General features: G+C 60.3%; 11 protein-coding genes. 5 read left to right on the forward strand and 6 right to left on the reverse strand.

The annotated features are described in order from the left end of the window. Positions 1-7 precede the first annotated feature (7 nt). A complete protein-coding gene (locus L5849_RS06995) occupies positions 8-478 on the reverse strand; it encodes a MarR family winged helix-turn-helix transcriptional regulator (protein ID WP_115416142.1) in 471 nt (156 codons plus the stop codon). Positions 479-545: 67 nt separating this feature from the next. Then, entirely contained in the window at positions 546-1,418 is an 873-nt protein-coding gene (locus L5849_RS07000) for a crotonase/enoyl-CoA hydratase family protein (protein ID WP_236924968.1), read from the reverse strand. A 301-nt stretch (positions 1,419-1,719) separates the two neighbouring features. Between L5849_RS07000 and L5849_RS07005 the strand changes: the two genes are divergently transcribed. Then, complete coding sequence (locus tag L5849_RS07005) at positions 1,720-4,263, forward strand: HWE histidine kinase domain-containing protein (protein WP_236924969.1); 2,544 nt, start codon at positions 1,720-1,722, stop codon at positions 4,261-4,263. 129 nt (positions 4,264-4,392) lie between these two features. Here L5849_RS07005 and L5849_RS07010 read toward each other — a convergent pair whose 3' ends face one another. Both L5849_RS07010 and L5849_RS07015 read right to left on the reverse strand, forming a co-directional pair. Beyond that, a complete protein-coding gene (locus tag L5849_RS07010) occupies positions 4,393-5,178 on the reverse strand; it encodes an SDR family NAD(P)-dependent oxidoreductase (protein ID WP_236924970.1) in 786 nt (261 codons plus the stop codon). A gap of 90 nt (positions 5,179-5,268) precedes the next feature. Beyond that, complete coding sequence (locus L5849_RS07015) at positions 5,269-6,441, reverse strand: acetyl-CoA C-acetyltransferase (RefSeq protein WP_236924971.1); 1,173 nt, start codon at positions 6,439-6,441, stop codon at positions 5,269-5,271. A gap of 365 nt (positions 6,442-6,806) precedes the next feature. Between L5849_RS07015 and L5849_RS07020 the strand changes: the two genes are divergently transcribed. The 3 genes from L5849_RS07020 (at position 6,807) to L5849_RS07030 (ending at position 13,495) form a co-directional block, all read left to right on the forward strand. After that, complete coding sequence (locus tag L5849_RS07020) at positions 6,807-9,986, forward strand: TonB-dependent receptor domain-containing protein (RefSeq protein WP_236924972.1); 3,180 nt, start codon at positions 6,807-6,809, stop codon at positions 9,984-9,986. A 93-nt stretch (positions 9,987-10,079) separates the two neighbouring features. Next, on the forward strand, positions 10,080-11,612 hold the full coding sequence (locus L5849_RS16125; protein ID WP_236924973.1) for a putative 2OG-Fe(II) oxygenase: 1,533 nt from the start codon (positions 10,080-10,082) through the stop codon (positions 11,610-11,612). Positions 11,613-11,665: 53 nt separating this feature from the next. Continuing rightward, complete coding sequence (locus L5849_RS07030; RefSeq protein WP_236924974.1) at positions 11,666-13,495, forward strand: tetratricopeptide repeat-containing sulfotransferase family protein; 1,830 nt, start codon at positions 11,666-11,668, stop codon at positions 13,493-13,495. A 31-nt stretch (positions 13,496-13,526) separates the two neighbouring features. Here L5849_RS07030 and L5849_RS07035 read toward each other — a convergent pair whose 3' ends face one another. Continuing rightward, positions 13,527-13,808, reverse strand: a complete 282-nt coding sequence (locus tag L5849_RS07035) for a hypothetical protein (RefSeq protein ID WP_115416136.1) — start codon at positions 13,806-13,808, stop codon at positions 13,527-13,529. Between the two features lie 225 nt (positions 13,809-14,033). On the opposite strand from L5849_RS07035, the gene L5849_RS07040 reads away from it, so the two are divergent. Further along, positions 14,034-14,510, forward strand: coding sequence for a hypothetical protein (locus L5849_RS07040; protein ID WP_236924975.1), 477 nt, complete (start codon positions 14,034-14,036; stop codon positions 14,508-14,510). Between the two features lie 186 nt (positions 14,511-14,696). Here L5849_RS07040 and L5849_RS15925 read toward each other — a convergent pair whose 3' ends face one another. After that, on the reverse strand, positions 14,697-14,825 hold the full coding sequence (locus tag L5849_RS15925) for a hypothetical protein (protein WP_255704012.1): 129 nt from the start codon (positions 14,823-14,825) through the stop codon (positions 14,697-14,699). Positions 14,826-15,141 lie beyond the last annotated feature (316 nt).

Here is a 15,141-nt window from a genome sequence, read left to right on the forward strand (position 1 = left end):
CCGATTTTCAGTCGGCCAGGCTTTCCGCGTCGAAGTCGCCCGCCTGATCGCGTACACGCACGAGCATGTCGAGCAGGCTGGCGCATTCTTCCTCGCTTAGCACCGAGAACAGCTCGCTCTCGATCTTCAGGGCCAACGGCATGATCCCCGCATGGACCGCGCGCCCTTCGCTCGTCAGTTCCAGCAGATGCGAACGCCCGTCGCTGGCATTCGGCGAGCGCTGGACCAGACCGCGATCCTCCAGCCGTTTACACGCGCGGTTGACCGGCACCTTGTCCATCAAGGTCTGCTGCGAAAGATCGCGCTGGGTCAGCGAGCCGTGATCGCCCAGCACCGCCATTATACGCCATTCGGTGGTCTTGAGCGCGAAACGCTTGCGGTACTGTTCGGCTATCCGGGTCGATACAGCATTCGATGCGATCGACAGTTGGTAAGGCAGGAACTCGGCAAGGCGTTGGGCGGGCTGACGTCTGGACATGCCCATACCTTTAAACCGCGCCTCCGGCTTGGCAAGGCCGTTGCGATTGTAACCTTATCGCCCGGACTCACTCATAAGTCGGCTCTTTCCACCACGGGTAGAAATCGGGCATGTTCGCGCTCACCGTGTCGGGATAGGCTGGTGGCCGTTTCTCGAGGAAACTGGCGATCCCCTCTTTCGCATCCTCGCTACGGCTGAGGCGGTAGATCGCCCGGCTGTCGATCCGGTGCGCATCCATCGGATGGCCCCCGGCACCCAGCCGCCACAGCATGGCGCGAGTCATCGCAACCGAAACGGCCGATGTGTTGTCCGCGATCTCGCGAGCGATGCCCATCGCCGCATCCATCAATTCGCCCTGCGGATGGACCGAGCGGACCAGGCCGCGATCGAGCGCTTCGTCGGCATCGAAGATGCGCCCGGTCATGCACCATTCGAGCGCGGTTTGCATGCCGACCAGCCGGGGCAGAAACCAGCTCGAAGCCGCTTCGGGAACGATGCCGCGCCGCGCGAATACGAAACCGAATCGCGCATTTTCCGAGCACAGGCGAATGTCGAAGGGAAGCTGCATGGTCGCCCCCACTCCGACCGCCACGCCATTGCACGCCCCGATCAGCGGTTTCCTGGAACTGAACAGGCGCAGGGTCAGACGCCCTCCGCCGTCCCGAACCCGTTCGTCGGCAAGATCGTCTACCGCCGAAGGGTCGGAGAAAACACTGCCCCCATCTTCCGGTGTAAGATCGGCCCCGGCGCAGAAGGCGCGCTCGCCCCGTCCGGTCACGATCACGGCGCGCACTTCGTCGTCGGCATCGGTATCGTCGATCGCCGCGGCGATTTCGGCGCCCATCCTGCCGGTGAAAGCATTCATCTTTTCAGGTCGGTCGAGGGTGATCGTGGCAACGCCGTCGATCTTATCCAATACAATCTGGGTGAAAGCCGTCATCGCGTAGTCTCTCCTTGGTAGCCCTTCGTGCTTTTCAGGCATGGTGTGAAAGCGGGGTCGGGGAGATCGTGGCACGCCTTGGTCGGGGCGGCAATCGATGGCGTTTTCTGACGGCGCCGAAACAGTATCGCCCGTATGGTGCGGGGGCATATTCCGACTGGCGAGAGCAGACCCGCCGCGTACACCCCGGCACCCTACAACGTAAGAAACAAATGAGGTGTGGCAAGCAACCCCTTCCCCAAAGGTCCTTTTTTACTCGCACGGGATTCGAAAAGGTGTACTTACTTTGAAGATGACCATGATGAACCTCACAGGCTGCGATCGCGAGCCGATCCACATCATCGGCCATGTTCAGAGCTTCGCGGTCCTGCTGGAATTCTCCGAAACCGGCGAGTTGCTGACCTATTCGGCAAACGCACCCGAGCTTCTTCAAATCGATGCGAGCGAACTGCCGAAATGCGAGGCCCAGACCCTCTTCGCCGACGCGGCATGGAAAGCCGTGGTCGCAGCGGCGGGTACAATATCGAGTGCGGACCAGATCGAATGCATCTTCCACACTGACGGTTTCCTCCCCGACCGTCCGGCGGATGTCAACGTGACTCGTTCCAGGCGGGGCATCGTTGTCGAGATAGAGGAGTGCCTTGGCGGGACAGAGACCGACTTCTTGCCGCAGGTCCGCCACGCTGCCACGCGTTTCGATTCCAGGAGCGGTGTGACCGCCGTTGCCCAGGATGGCGCGGAATATATGCGCGAGCTGACCGGGTTCGATCGCGTGATGGTTTACAAATTCCATGCCGATGGCAGCGGCGAAGTCATCGCCGAAGCGCGAGGCCCCGGGATCGAGTCCTTTCTTGGCCTGCGATATCCGGCAACCGACATTCCCCAGCAGGCCCGCGCCCTTTATCGGCGCAACCCCATCCGCTCGATTGCCGATGTCGATGCCGAAACGGCGGAACTGCTGAGCACCGGAAATCGGAGCCAAGCCGCGCCTCTCGACCTGAGCATGTGTGCCAGCCGGGCCATTTCGCCGGTCCACATCCAATATCTCAAGAATATGGGCGTTCGTGCATCCATGTCGATTTCCCTGATGGATATCGATGGGCTGTGGGGCCTTGTAGCGTGCCACCATGTCCAGGGTCCGCTGCGGATTTCGCAACTTAAGCGGTCCGCTGCCGAGCTTTTCGGCCAGATCTTATCCTCCAAGATCAGCGAGAGCCGTGCTCTCGAGCGACGCCAGCTCACCGCACGCACGCGAATGGTGCACTCGCGGATCACAGCGTGCTTCGCGTCGACGAACAGGATTTCGGCGCGCTTCGACGAAATCGGCGATCTCATCACCAGCGTTATCCCATGTGATGGCGTGATCGCGAAGATCGGTGGCGAATTTCTCAGATATGGTAAGGCTCCCGACGAGCTTCTGTCCGGAGCGATCCTCGATTTCGTGAAGGAGCGCGACCGGACCGAAGTGTTCGCGATCGATCGGTTGTCCGATCATCTGGCGAATGCGGATGAACTCAAGGATGTTGCCGCAGGTATTTTGGTTATCCCAATTTCCCGTCTGCCCGACGCGTATCTGATTCTGTGCCGTGCGGAAGTGGCCAAGAGCGTCAGATGGGCTGGCAATCCCGAGAAACCCGCCATCGCCGCCAAGGGAAGTTTCAAACTGACCCCGCGCGATGGTTTCGCTGAATGGAAGGAAACGGTGCGCGGCTATTCGGATGAATGGACACAGCGCGAAATCGCCGCTGGCGAAGCCTTGCGCGCCACGTTCGTCGAAGTGCTCCTCAAGCTGACCGAACAGAACGCGCGTGAAAAGGACCGTGCCAACAAAAAACAGCAATTGCTGATCGACGAGCTCAACCATCGGGTTCGCAATATCATCACACTGATTGCCAGCCTCATCGAACAATCATCGAAAAATCAAACCGAGATCGATCAATACAAGACCATGCTGGAGGGCCGGATTTCCGCGCTTTCGACCGCGCACGACCTGATGACTTCGGGAGAGGTGTCGGCAATCTCGCTGAAGGATCTGATAGCATCCGAATTGGCACCCTATGAAGGGCCGGAACCGGAAAAGCGGCGCTCGAGGTTTGAAGGTCCGGACATTTTCGTCGCTTTCGATTCGATACCGATTCTCGCACTGGTCATCCACGAACTCGCGACCAACGCCGTGAAATACGGTTCGCTGAGCAACGATGCGGGTTGCGTCACCATTTCGACCACCTTGTTGGACGACGGCGGTTTCACCGTCGACTGGGTGGAAACCGGCGGACCACCTCTGTCTGATGTCAGCAAACCCGGCACGGGCACCGCACTGATCGAAGAAGCGGTTCCCTTTCAGCTTTCCGGCAGTGTCGACATCCGCCCTCGCACATCGGGAATGGAGATTAGCTTGCACCTGCCCCCAAAGACCGCCCGCTCGACCGAGCGCGCGCAGCCGCAAACCTCGGACCGCAGCCAAACACCCGAAAGCACCTCGACGGGCGAACGGCATTTCCTCATCCTGGAAGATGAATTCCTGATCGCCAATACCGAGAAGAGAATGCTGCTCAACCTCGGCGCCGACCGGGTGACGATGGCAGGGAATTGCGCCGATGCGTTGACCGCGCTGAAGACCTCTTCGGTCGATTTCGCCCTGCTCGATATCAATCTTAGGGACGAGACCTCGATCACGGCGGCAAATTGGTTGCTCGACGCGGGCGTGCCATTCGTTTTTGCCAGCGGCTATGGCCGCGAACCGATGCTGGACTCGAAATTCGCGCAAGTCCCGACGATCACCAAGCCATTCACCATGGCCCAGCTCAAGGAAGTCATCCCCCGTCACCTGCTGTCGACGGACTGATCGGGTATTCCAGAGGCGGCAGGCCGGCCCGCTCCTTGCACGATCCGCAAAAAAGAAGGAGCCCGCACAGGACTGCGCGGGCTCCATGCTTTCGGGGAACAGGTCCGCCGTATTCCGAAAAAGTTCCGTTTATCGCGGTGCCATGCGAATAGCACCATCGAGGCGGACGTCCTCGCCGTTGAAATAGCCGGTCTCGATCATGCACATGGCGAGCTTGGCATATTCTTCCGGGTTGCCGAGGCGCTTGGGGAACGGGACGCTGGCGGCCAGCGCTTCCTTTACCTGAGGCGGGGCCGCGTTCATCAGCGGCGTTTCGAAGATACCCGGCAGGATGGTATTCACGCGGATGCCTTCGTTCATGAGGTCGCGCGCGATGGGCAAGGTCATGCCGATCACGCCGCCCTTCGATGCGGAGTAGGCCGCCTGGCCGATCTGGCCGTCTTCACCGGCAACCGATGCGGTGTTGACGATTGCGCCGCGATCGCCGTCCTCGCTCAGCGGGTCGAGCGTCATCATTCCGGCCGCCGACTTGGCGATGCAGCGGAACGTGCCGACGAGGTTGACCTGGATCACGAAATCGAAGGCCGACAGCGGGAAGTGGCTGATCTCGCCGCTCTGCTTGTCGCGCTTGGCGGTCTTGATCGCATTGCCAATGCCCGCGCAATTGACGAGGATGCGCTCCTGACCATGCGCCTCGCGTGCCTTGGCGAAACCGGCGTCGACCTCTTCATCGCTGGTCACGTTCACCTTGCAGAAAACGCCGCCGATATCCTTGGCGACCGCTTCGCCCTTTTCTTCGTTCATGTCGAAGATGGCGACCTTGGCGCCCTTGGCGGCAAGTGCGCGGGCGGTGGCTTCACCGAGCCCCGACGCGCCACCGGTGACGACTGCGGGGGTATTGCTGCTGACTTCCATTATCTCTTCCTCTTCCTGATCCCCCGCGAAGGCAGGGGTATCGTGTCAATCCGATCGCGGTTTCCCGCCTACGCGGGAACTCGCATTGAATCAAAGCGCCTCGACGATGGTCACGTTCGCGACGCCGCCGCCTTCGCACATCGTCTGGAGGCCGTATTTCTTGCCGCGCGCCTTCAGCGCGTGGACAAGCGTGGCCATCAGCTTGGTCCCGCTCGCGCCGAGCGGGTGTCCAAGCGCGATCGCGCCGCCATTGACGTTGAGCTTTTCGGGATCCGCGCCCGTGTGCTTGAGCCAGGCGAGCGGGACCGGTGCAAAGGCCTCGTTGACCTCGTACAAGTCGATGTCGCCAATGTTCATCCCTGCACGCTGCAGCGCGCGATCGGTCGCAAAGAGCGGTTCTTCGAGCATGATCACCGGATCACCGGCAGTCACGGTCAAATTGTGTATGCGCGCCATCGGCGTAAGACCGTATTCCTTCAGAGCCTTCTCGCTGACCACCAGCACCGCGCTGGAACCGTCGCAGATCTGGCTGCTGCTTGCAGCGGTGATCTTGCCTTCGGGGCTCAACAGCTTGACGCTGGCGATACCTTCGAGCGTCGCGTCGAAGCGGATGCCCTCGTCCACCGCATGCATCTCTGTTCCCTCGGCGGTCTCGATCTCGACCGGCACGATCTCGGCAGCGAACGCGCCCGACTTGGTCGCCTCGATCGCCTTTTCGTGGCTCGACAGCGCAAACCGGTCGAGGTCGTCCTTTGAGAAACCGTGCTTCTGGGCGATCATCTCGGCGCCCATGAACTGCGACCACTGGATGCCGGGATATTTCTCCTCGAGACCGGGCGACTTATAATTGCCCAGCCCCTCTTTCATATGAAACATCGCGGTCGACCCCATGGGCACGCGGCTCATGCTTTCCACACCGGCGGCGATGACGACATCCTGCGTCCCGCTCATCACGGCCTGCGCGGCGAACTGAATCGCCTGTTGCGAGGACCCACATTGCCGGTCGATCGTCACTGCGGGAACGCCCTCGCCAAGGTGTTTCGCGGCCAGCACCGCATTGCGCCCCACCTGCATCGCCTGTTCGCCGCCCTGGCTGACACAGCCCATGACGACATCGTCGATCGCCTTCGCCTCCAACCCGCTGCGTTCCATGATGGCATCGAGCGACTTGGCGGCAAGATCCACGGGATGCACGCCCGCGAGGCGACCGCCCCGCTTACCACCGGCGGTGCGAACGGCTTCGACTAAATAGGCTTCAGGCATCATCATCCTCTTCTTGCACAGGAAAGTAGGTAGGTTTTGAATAGGGACTGGCTGCCTAGGCCCGCCTTACGTAAACGTCAAGCGAGGCCGAATTCTGAAGCTTCACGTTCATCGAATCGTCCCGTGAGGCCCAGTTTAGGGTAGATCGCGAGGTGTGACATAGGCGTCACACCCGTTACGCCAAACCGTGCACAATGTAACAAAAGCTTTGCATTGACCGGGTCCGTAAAGGCACATGCGGCCTTCCACTGGAGGGATTTGCGTACACGTATTCAGCGTTCAGCGCTTGCGGGCCACCATCCTTGTCCAGAGGTTCCTTGGAGATCCGACCTCAGGGGTCGGTCGATCAATAGAGGGATTATCAAGTGAAACTCCACACCTACTTCAAAGCCAGCGCGGCGCCTGCCGTTCTCGGCATTGCGCTTCTGGCGCAGCCGGCGATGGCCCAGGTTGCGACGGAAGACGATGAAAGCGTCGATTCCTCCGCACCTGCGGGCGCAATCGTCGTCACAGGTTCGCGCATCAAGCAGCCGAACCTTGAGTCGGCCACTCCGGTCACCGTGATCAGCAATGAAGAGTTCAAAGTCACGGGTACGACCCGCGTCGAAGACCTCGTCAACTCGCTGCCGCAGGTTTTTGCCGCAGAAGGCGGGAACTATGCCAATGGCGCGACCGGCGCCTCGAACCTCAACTTGCGCGGCCTCGGTACCGAACGTACACTGGTTCTGGTCAACGGTCGTCGCCTCGTCCCGGGTGACCCTACCACTTCGGCTGCCGACATCAACGTCATTCCGGCGGTGATGCTGGAACGCGTCGACGTCCTGACCGGCGGTGCGTCGTCAGTCTACGGTGCCGACGCTGTGGCCGGCGTTGTCAACTTCGTAATGGATACCGATTTCGAAGGCTTCAAGCTCGATACCCAGTATTCGGTCTACAACCACAACAATCGTGGCAATTCGGTCTACACCGATGCGCTCGATGCACGTGGCTTCGGCTACCCGCGTGGTATGTCGACCAATGGCGGAACCTTCGACACCACACTCGCTTTCGGCACCAGCTTCGACGATGGTCGTGGCCGCGCGATGGGTTATGTCGGCTATCGCAAGGTCAACGCTGTTCTTCAGGCTTCGCGTGACTACTCTGCCTGTTCGCTCTCTGCGACAACTTCGGGTACTCCTCCTTACACCTGCGGTGGTTCAGCAACGTCGCCCCAGGGTACGCTCTTCATCTACGATGACTTCGATGATCCAACGGATCTCGTCGGCGGTGGACCAAACGGCGATCAGCCGGACGGAATCGCCGATGCGTTTACCTCGACGATCAATCAGTTCGGCCCGAATCGTACTCTGCTTCCGGGCTTCACCCCTTTCAACTTCGCGCCGCTGAATTATTTCCAGCGTCCCGATGAACGGTACACCGCCGGTGTCTTCGCCGATTACGAGATCAGCCCCGCACTGCATCCGTATATGGAGTTCATGTTCATGGACGACCGTACAGTCGCTCAGATCGCTCCGTCGGGTGACTTCGGCAATACGCTGTCGATCAATTGTGATAACCCGCTCCTGTCGCCCGATCAGCTTGCTCAGATCTGCGACGACGAGAATCTTCTCGTCAGCCCCGATCCGAACGAAGCGTTCTCAGTTGTTGGCAATCAGCCGGCCATTTTGCAGGACGGGACACCGAATCCGCTGGGGTCCGACACGAACGGTGACGGTTTTGTCGATGCATTCAACTTCATCGATCCGACCACGGGTGCCACCTACAACCGCGGCTTCGCGCAGATTCTGCGCCGTAACGTGGAAGGCGGCCCACGCCGGGACGACCTTCAGCACACCAGCTACCGCGCCGTTCTCGGCATGCGTGGCGATCTAAGCCCGGTCTGGTCGTATGACGCGTATTATCAGTACGGTCGCACCAACTTCAGCCAGACCTACACGAACGACCTCTCGATCGTTAAACTCAACCGTGCAATCGACGTCGTTACCGGTCCGGACGGTACGCCGGTCTGCCGCTCGGCTCTCGACGGCACCGATCCGAATTGTGTTCCCTGGGATATCTTCTCGCCGGGTACGACCTCACCTTCGCAAGAGGCGACCGATTATCTCTCGACCGTGGGTCTGGCCCGCGGTGTCGTTTCGACCCAGGTCGCTTCGGCATATGTCTCGGGTTCGCTTGGTGACTACGGCATGCAGTCGCCTTGGGCTTCGGAAGGTATCGGCCTCGTTCTGGGCGCCGAATATCGCAAGGAAAAGCTGGAGTTCTTCTCGGACGATTCGTTCCAGAGGGGTGACCTGTCCGGTCAGGGTGCGGCAACGTTGCCCGTTTCCGGTTCCTTCGACGTCAAGGAATTCTTCACCGAAGTTCGCCTGCCGATCGTGCAGGATTCGTTCTTCACCGAATTCTCCATCACCGGTGGTTACCGTTATTCGGACTACTCGACTGGCGCGACGACCGATACCTACAAGATCGAGGCGGAACTGTCGCCGATCCCGGACATCATGATCCGTGGTGGTTACAACCGTGCGGTGCGTGCACCCACGATCCAGGATCTGTTCGCTCCGAACCGTGTTGCTCTGAACGGCTCGACCGATCCGTGCTCAGGTCGCGTGATTACTGCAGCTGACGTTGGCTGTCTTGCTCAGGGTCTCAGTGTCGGCCAGGTGGTCGGCCCCAACCCAGCTCAGCAGTATAACGGCTTCATTGGTGGCAATCCCGATCTGCAGCCGGAGAAGGCCGACACCTACACCGTTGGCGTCGTTCTGACCCCGACGTTCCTGCCTGGCTTCAGCGCCAGCGTGGACTGGTTCAAGATCGATCTTGTCGACGCAATTCAGGGCTATGGTCAGGATACCATCCTGGCGGTCTGCACCGAAACGGCCGATCCGTTCTTCTGCGGATTGATCAATCGTGACGGCTCGGGTTCGCTCTGGCGTACTCCGCAGGGCTTCGTGAATGATATCCAGTACAATATCGGTGGTATCGGTACCGAAGGCATCGACTTTCAGGCTGGTTACAACAGACAGATCGGCAATGCCGGCCGTCTGAACATCAGCTTCGTCGGCACCTGGCTGGACAGCCTCTACACCAATCCGGGCTTCGACGAGGCGCCGCAGTACGACTGTGCCGGCCTATTCGGCAACACCTGCTCGGCCGGTGTTTTGAGCTACGGTCCGAACCCCGAATGGCGCCACCAGCTGCGCGTTGGCTTCGACTTCGCCAGCGGCATCGGAACCTCGGTTCGTTGGCGCCACTTCAGCAGCGTCGATAATGAAGACGGCGTTGCCGGTGGCCCGAACCCGAACGGCGATCCGCCGCGTCCGGGCAATGCCGGGTTCCCGGCGGTCAACTACTTCGATCTGGCGTTTACCTACGAAGCCGGTGACCACTTCGACTTTCGTATTGGTGCGAACAACATCTTCGACAAGGAACCGCCATTGGTTGGCTCACAGGCCTGCCCGTCGGGTCCGTGTAACGGTAACGTCTATGCGCAGGTGTATGACGCGATCGGTCGCTACATCTACGCTGGTGTGACGCTTGAATTCTAAGCCTCACGCAGACTAGAAAGGGAATGGCGGGCCTTCGGGTCCGCCATTTTCGTTTGTGGCATTGCCACGTTATCCGACACAGGTGCCAACCCCGTGAACCGTACCGAAGCACGCCAGGCAATTGCGGCGATTCCGCAGACCGATGCGGCAGCCGCTTTCAATGTCGGCCTCGACCTGCTCAGGAACGATCATGCGGAGATCCTGCTGCCAATCGCACGTAAGCTGGCGCGCAAATTTCCCCGCGACCCTCGCATGCAGCAGCTCCTCGGCCTTGCAGCACGCACAGCGCAGGACAGCACACTGGCACTGGAAGCCTTCGAACAGGCCGCGAAACTTGCCCCTTCCGATCCGCTGATCGCCCATTCCCACGCACGTTGCGCACTGGAGGCGGGAGCGCCTGCTGTCGCTCTATTTCAGCGCGCGGTCGAAATGGCTCCCACGGATGGCCACGCCCTGCTCGGCATGGGAGCCGCACTCCTCCACGAAGGCCGAGCCCACGACGCGGTCGACCATCTTGACATACTGCTCGCCGCCAATCCTCTGTGGATCGATGGCCACCGCGATGCCGCGCACATTCGGGGCCAGATGGGGCTCGACCCTTATGCCACCATTACGAAGGCATTGGCTGGCCAGCCCCGTTCACTCGAACTGACGACCTTGCTCGCCGGTACCCATCTCGAAGCGCTCGACTTCGAAGGCGCGCTCGCCGGTTTGCAGGACGCCCGGGGCAAGCTGGGCGATCCCGCCAGTCTCCGGGTTTTGGCAGCACATGCGATGTCTGAATTGGGGAATCTCTCCGAGGCCGACACCACCTTCGGCACTCTCGCTCCAGGCTCTAGTGTCAACGACACCTCTCTGCACGCCCGCCATCACCTTCGCGCCGGACGAGCCGCCAAGGCGGCAGCGCTGATTGAACCGGTGATCGCCCGCGACTATGATCATCTGCTCTGGCCTTATTTATCGCTGGCTTGGCGTTTGACGGAGAACCCTCGCTATCGCTGGCTCGAAGCAGACGAGCGGCTCATAAGCGTCTATGATCTCGGTAACATTCTCGGCGATCTGGACGTGCTCGCATCGCATCTGCGCCACTTGCATTTCGCTAGCGCACAGCCGTTGGATCAATCCGTTCGCGGAGGCACCCAGACCGACGGCAATCTATTGCTGCGCACTTCCGCCCCAATCCGGAAACTCCGCAAGGCGATCCTTGCCAAGGTCGCTGATCATGTAGCGCAACTGCCGCCGTTCGAAGCGGGACACCCGACGCTTTTGAAGGATCGCGATCCGCTACGCGTCGCTGGATCGTGGTCGGTTCGGCTCAAGGACGAGGGCTTCCATTCGGACCACGTCCATAGCAAGGGCTGGATCAGCTCCGCGCTGTATATCGCACTGCCCGACACAATCGGGCAGGCCCAGGATCGGGGTGACGGTAAAACAGACCATTCCGGCTGGCTGACGCTGGGTGAATCCCGCGATATCCTGCCTGGCCTCGAACCCGTGAGGCTCGTCGAGCCGAAACAAGGTAGGCTAGTGCTGTTTCCAAGTACCATGTGGCATGGTACGCGCCCGTTCTCCGCAGGCGAACGCATGACCGTGGCGTTCGACATCGCCCGCCCCCAACAGAGCTGAATTGGTTGAACCGGATGAATGCTGCTCCCCCTCCCGCGGAATTGATGCAAGCCATGCAACGGCTGCGGTCCAGCGATCCGGCCGGTGCGCTGGCAATCGTCGAAGATTGCCTGACGAAGACTTCCGAGCGCGCCCCTTTTCTCGCCGTGGGCAGCCTGGCGGCCCTGCGTCTGGACAATACCGACAAAGCCATTCCCTTTCTTCGCGAACTGCTGGTCATCAACCCTGGCGATACGGCCAGTCGAAACAATCTCGCGGCTGCTCTGGTTCGCGCCGGCCAGCTCGATGAAGCTCTGGCGATGGCCGAAGGTTCGACCGAGCCCTCTCTCGCCCGGATCGAAGGTTTCGTGCGCCAGCAGCGAGGCGAATTGGAGGCGGCGGTTGATGCCTATCGCAGAGCGATAGCGGCAGAACCCGCGGACCTCGCCAGCCTCAACAATCTCGGCAACGTGCTGATGGAGCAGAGACAGTGGGACGAGGCGATTGCGGCATTTGAGCAAGCGATCACCCTCGCCCCTGCGGATATCCAGATTTATCTCAATCTGGCCGAATTGCTGCGATTGGCCGATCGTGGGGGGCCACGACTAAAGGTTCTCAAAGACGCGCATGGCATCGCACCCGACAATCTCCGCGTGCTGATCGATCTCGGCATGGCCTATGCTCAGGTCGACGATCTGGACAATGCCATGGCCACATTTCGTAAAGCGATCGAGCTGACCGACGGTTTCGGGGAGGCGCATGTCGAATACGGCATGATCCTGGAAAAGCTCAACCGCACCGACGAGCTTGCCGAACTCGTCGCGTCTTTCGACAAGGCCAGCGCGCCACCCGAGGCCAATTTCCTGCTCGCTTGGGAAGCGCGCCGGGCAGGCAATTTCGAGGAAGCGGCACGACTGGCCGATGCGATTCCGGAAACCGTCCTGCCAATGCGCCGCTGGCAACTTGTCGGGGGTATCGAAGACCGGCTGGAAAATGCTGACAAGGCCTTTGCCGCCTTCGAGCGAATGAACCAGTCCGCCGTTGCCGAGGCGCATCCCGCGCGTGGTGCAAACTATCGCGAACGGGTGGAGGCCGAGTTGGAAAAGTGCACTGCGGACTGGGCTGGCACCTTCTCTGATGCGAAAGTCACAGACGGACGCCGTGACCCCATATTCCTGGTCGGCTTCCCGCGTTCTGGGACCACCTTGCTCGATACCATGCTGATGGGGTTGGACGATCTTAGCGTTCTGGAAGAACGCCCTATGATGGCCAGCATCATCAAGCGCATCGAGGGTGAGGACATCGCACTCTTCGACGAAACGCGGATCGGGGAACTACGCGATGAGTACTTCGCTCGGGCCGCCGAGGAGGGCTGGGACGATCAACGCTGGCTGGTAGACAAGCACCCGCTCCACATGCAGCGCGTGCCGTTTATCCACCGGCTGTTCCCCGAAGCGAAAATCATCCTCGCCGAGCGACATCCGTATGATGTGGTGCTGAGCTGCTTCATGGCGAATTTTTCGCTTAATTTCGCCATGCGCAGCTTCACCTCGCTCGACGAGGCCGCAAGAACCTATGACGCCGTCTGGCGGGCGTGGCATCGCGCCGTGGACCTGTTCGATGTAGACTGGCGGGCCGTTCGATACGAGAAGCTCGTGATCGATCCGAAGGCCGAACTGCAGCCGATTGTCGAATGGCTTGGCCTTGAATGGAGCGACGGCCTGCTCGATCATACCCAAACTGCGCGGAAACGAGGTCCGGTCAGAACGGCGAGCTATTCGCAAATTGGCGAGGAACTATATACCCGCGCTAGCTATCGCTGGCGGCGTTATGCCGATCATCTTGAGCCCGTAATGAAAACGCTCCGCCCGTGGGCGGAGCGAATGGATTATGCGACCGAGTAGCTGTTTGTCATAGCTCGCTTGCGGGGCTGAGCTAGTCGCTGGTACCGCGAGACGTCTGCGCGCGATCTATATCGCGCCGATTCTGCGCCTGCTCCACAGTCCACTGGCGTCGGGTCAGGCACCGCTTCGAAGTACGCACACGCGACCCGGTCGCCTTCGACGTCCGACAAATCACCTCGTCGAGATTCGACTTTTCGCCCGTTGTCTCAACGGCCTCTTCGCTCTTGTCGCCCTCCGATGGCTGCTGCGCGCTCGCCGGTGCGCAAGCGATTGCGATGAAGGCAATTGCGCTCCAAAGGGTTCGCGATTTCATACTGATACTCCCTGTCAATTCTACATTCCCTCGTTCCCTAACACGGTCGGTCCATCAGGGTCGAACACAATTGGACGAAAAAGGTAGCTTTCATTTTCTGCTCCGATAGACTTCTAGCGGACTCAAAGGATGACCCGGGAGAGATTGGTGCGACGCCTTGGCTATTTTCAGATCGGTGCCTCTTGCGCTCTCGCTGTCATATTCAGCGCCTCTGCTGCGGCCGCAATGGACGATGACCAGGGACCTTCAAACGCCTATCTGGAAGCACTGAAGGCCTGTCAGGCAGAGAGCGACCCGGCAACGCGGCTCGCCTGTTTCGATACCGCCGCCGAGTCCATGGTTGGAGCGAGCGAGGCGGGCGAACTGAAGCTTGTCGATCGCGAGGAGGTTCGCAAGACCCGCAGAAAACTCTTCGGCTTCTCGCTTCCCGATTTCGGCATCTTCGGCAAGGGCGATGACGACCGCGAAGACGAGGATGAGTTTTCACAAATGGAAACCACCATCGCTTCGGTCAGTGGATCGCACTCGACGGGCTATATCCTCAGGACCGCGGAAGGCGCGGTCTGGCGGGTCGACGACGTACCAGGGCGCCTGCTCGAACCGCGCAAGGGCGACACGCTGCTAATAAAGAGCGGTGCGCTCAGTTCCTATTTCCTGCGCATCAACAATCAACGCGGGATCAAGGGCAGTCGCATCCGGTAGAGTCCAGGGCCACTAATGGATTTGCCAAAGGGCGAGGATCGCGATCCTCGCCCTTTTTCTTACGCCTTTTCGCAGTGAGAAGAGGCTACGCTTGCGGTCTGCCGGCGGCGCGGCCAGTGCGCTTCGCGCAAAAAGAAAGGGGCAGATCACTCCGCCCCTTTCCTCAATTCAATCTCTCGGAAACCGTCAGAACGAGCGGGTCACGTTGAGGAACACCGAACGACCCAGGAAGTCGTAGGTGCCGTAGTTGAAGTAATTGCCGATGGTAGGACGGCGGTCGCTACCACCCGTGCCATAGCTGCCGATAACCGGCATTCCTCAAGCGCCGGGCTGGCGGTCGGAACTTCCTGTGCAGAAGCGGGGAGCGCAGCGAGGACAAGATCAGCATTCGGTTCATCAAAGTTTCCGGTGAATTTGCACAACAGGCATTCGCGGTAGCAAAAGTGCGTTGGCCAACCGACCACGCCCGATGCTCTTGTCGGCAGACCACAGCAGGTATCAGCATACGTCGAGAGCAGGACGAGCCGCGCCGCGCCCGCCCCGTTGTCACAAACCGTCCATACAACCGTCCCGCCCGGCCAAAAGTGTGGCAATTTGGTGACTCTCCATCATGGATAGTAAGATGCAGGAC

The sequence above is a fragment of the Erythrobacter sp. SN021 genome (assembly GCF_021864455.1).

Excerpts from the sequence above, each read along its gene's own strand:
- L5849_RS06995 (WP_115416142.1), bottom strand. The coding sequence starts at position 478 with ATGTCCAGACGTCAGCCCGCCCAACGCCTTGCCGAGTTCCTGCCTTAC.
- L5849_RS07000 (WP_236924968.1), bottom strand. The coding sequence starts at position 1,418 with ATGACGGCTTTCACCCAGATTGTATTGGATAAGATCGACGGCGTTGCC.
- L5849_RS07005 (WP_236924969.1), top strand. The coding sequence starts at position 1,720 with ATGAACCTCACAGGCTGCGATCGCGAGCCGATCCACATCATCGGCCAT.
- L5849_RS07010 (WP_236924970.1), bottom strand. The coding sequence starts at position 5,178 with ATGGAAGTCAGCAGCAATACCCCCGCAGTCGTCACCGGTGGCGCGTCG.
- L5849_RS07015 (WP_236924971.1), bottom strand. The coding sequence starts at position 6,441 with ATGCCTGAAGCCTATTTAGTCGAAGCCGTTCGCACCGCCGGTGGTAAG.
- L5849_RS07030 (WP_236924974.1), top strand. The coding sequence starts at position 11,666 with ATGCAACGGCTGCGGTCCAGCGATCCGGCCGGTGCGCTGGCAATCGTC.
- L5849_RS07035 (WP_115416136.1), bottom strand. The coding sequence starts at position 13,808 with ATGAAATCGCGAACCCTTTGGAGCGCAATTGCCTTCATCGCAATCGCT.
- L5849_RS07040 (WP_236924975.1), top strand. The coding sequence starts at position 14,034 with ATGGACGATGACCAGGGACCTTCAAACGCCTATCTGGAAGCACTGAAG.
- L5849_RS15925 (WP_255704012.1), bottom strand. The coding sequence starts at position 14,825 with ATGCCGGTTATCGGCAGCTATGGCACGGGTGGTAGCGACCGCCGTCCT.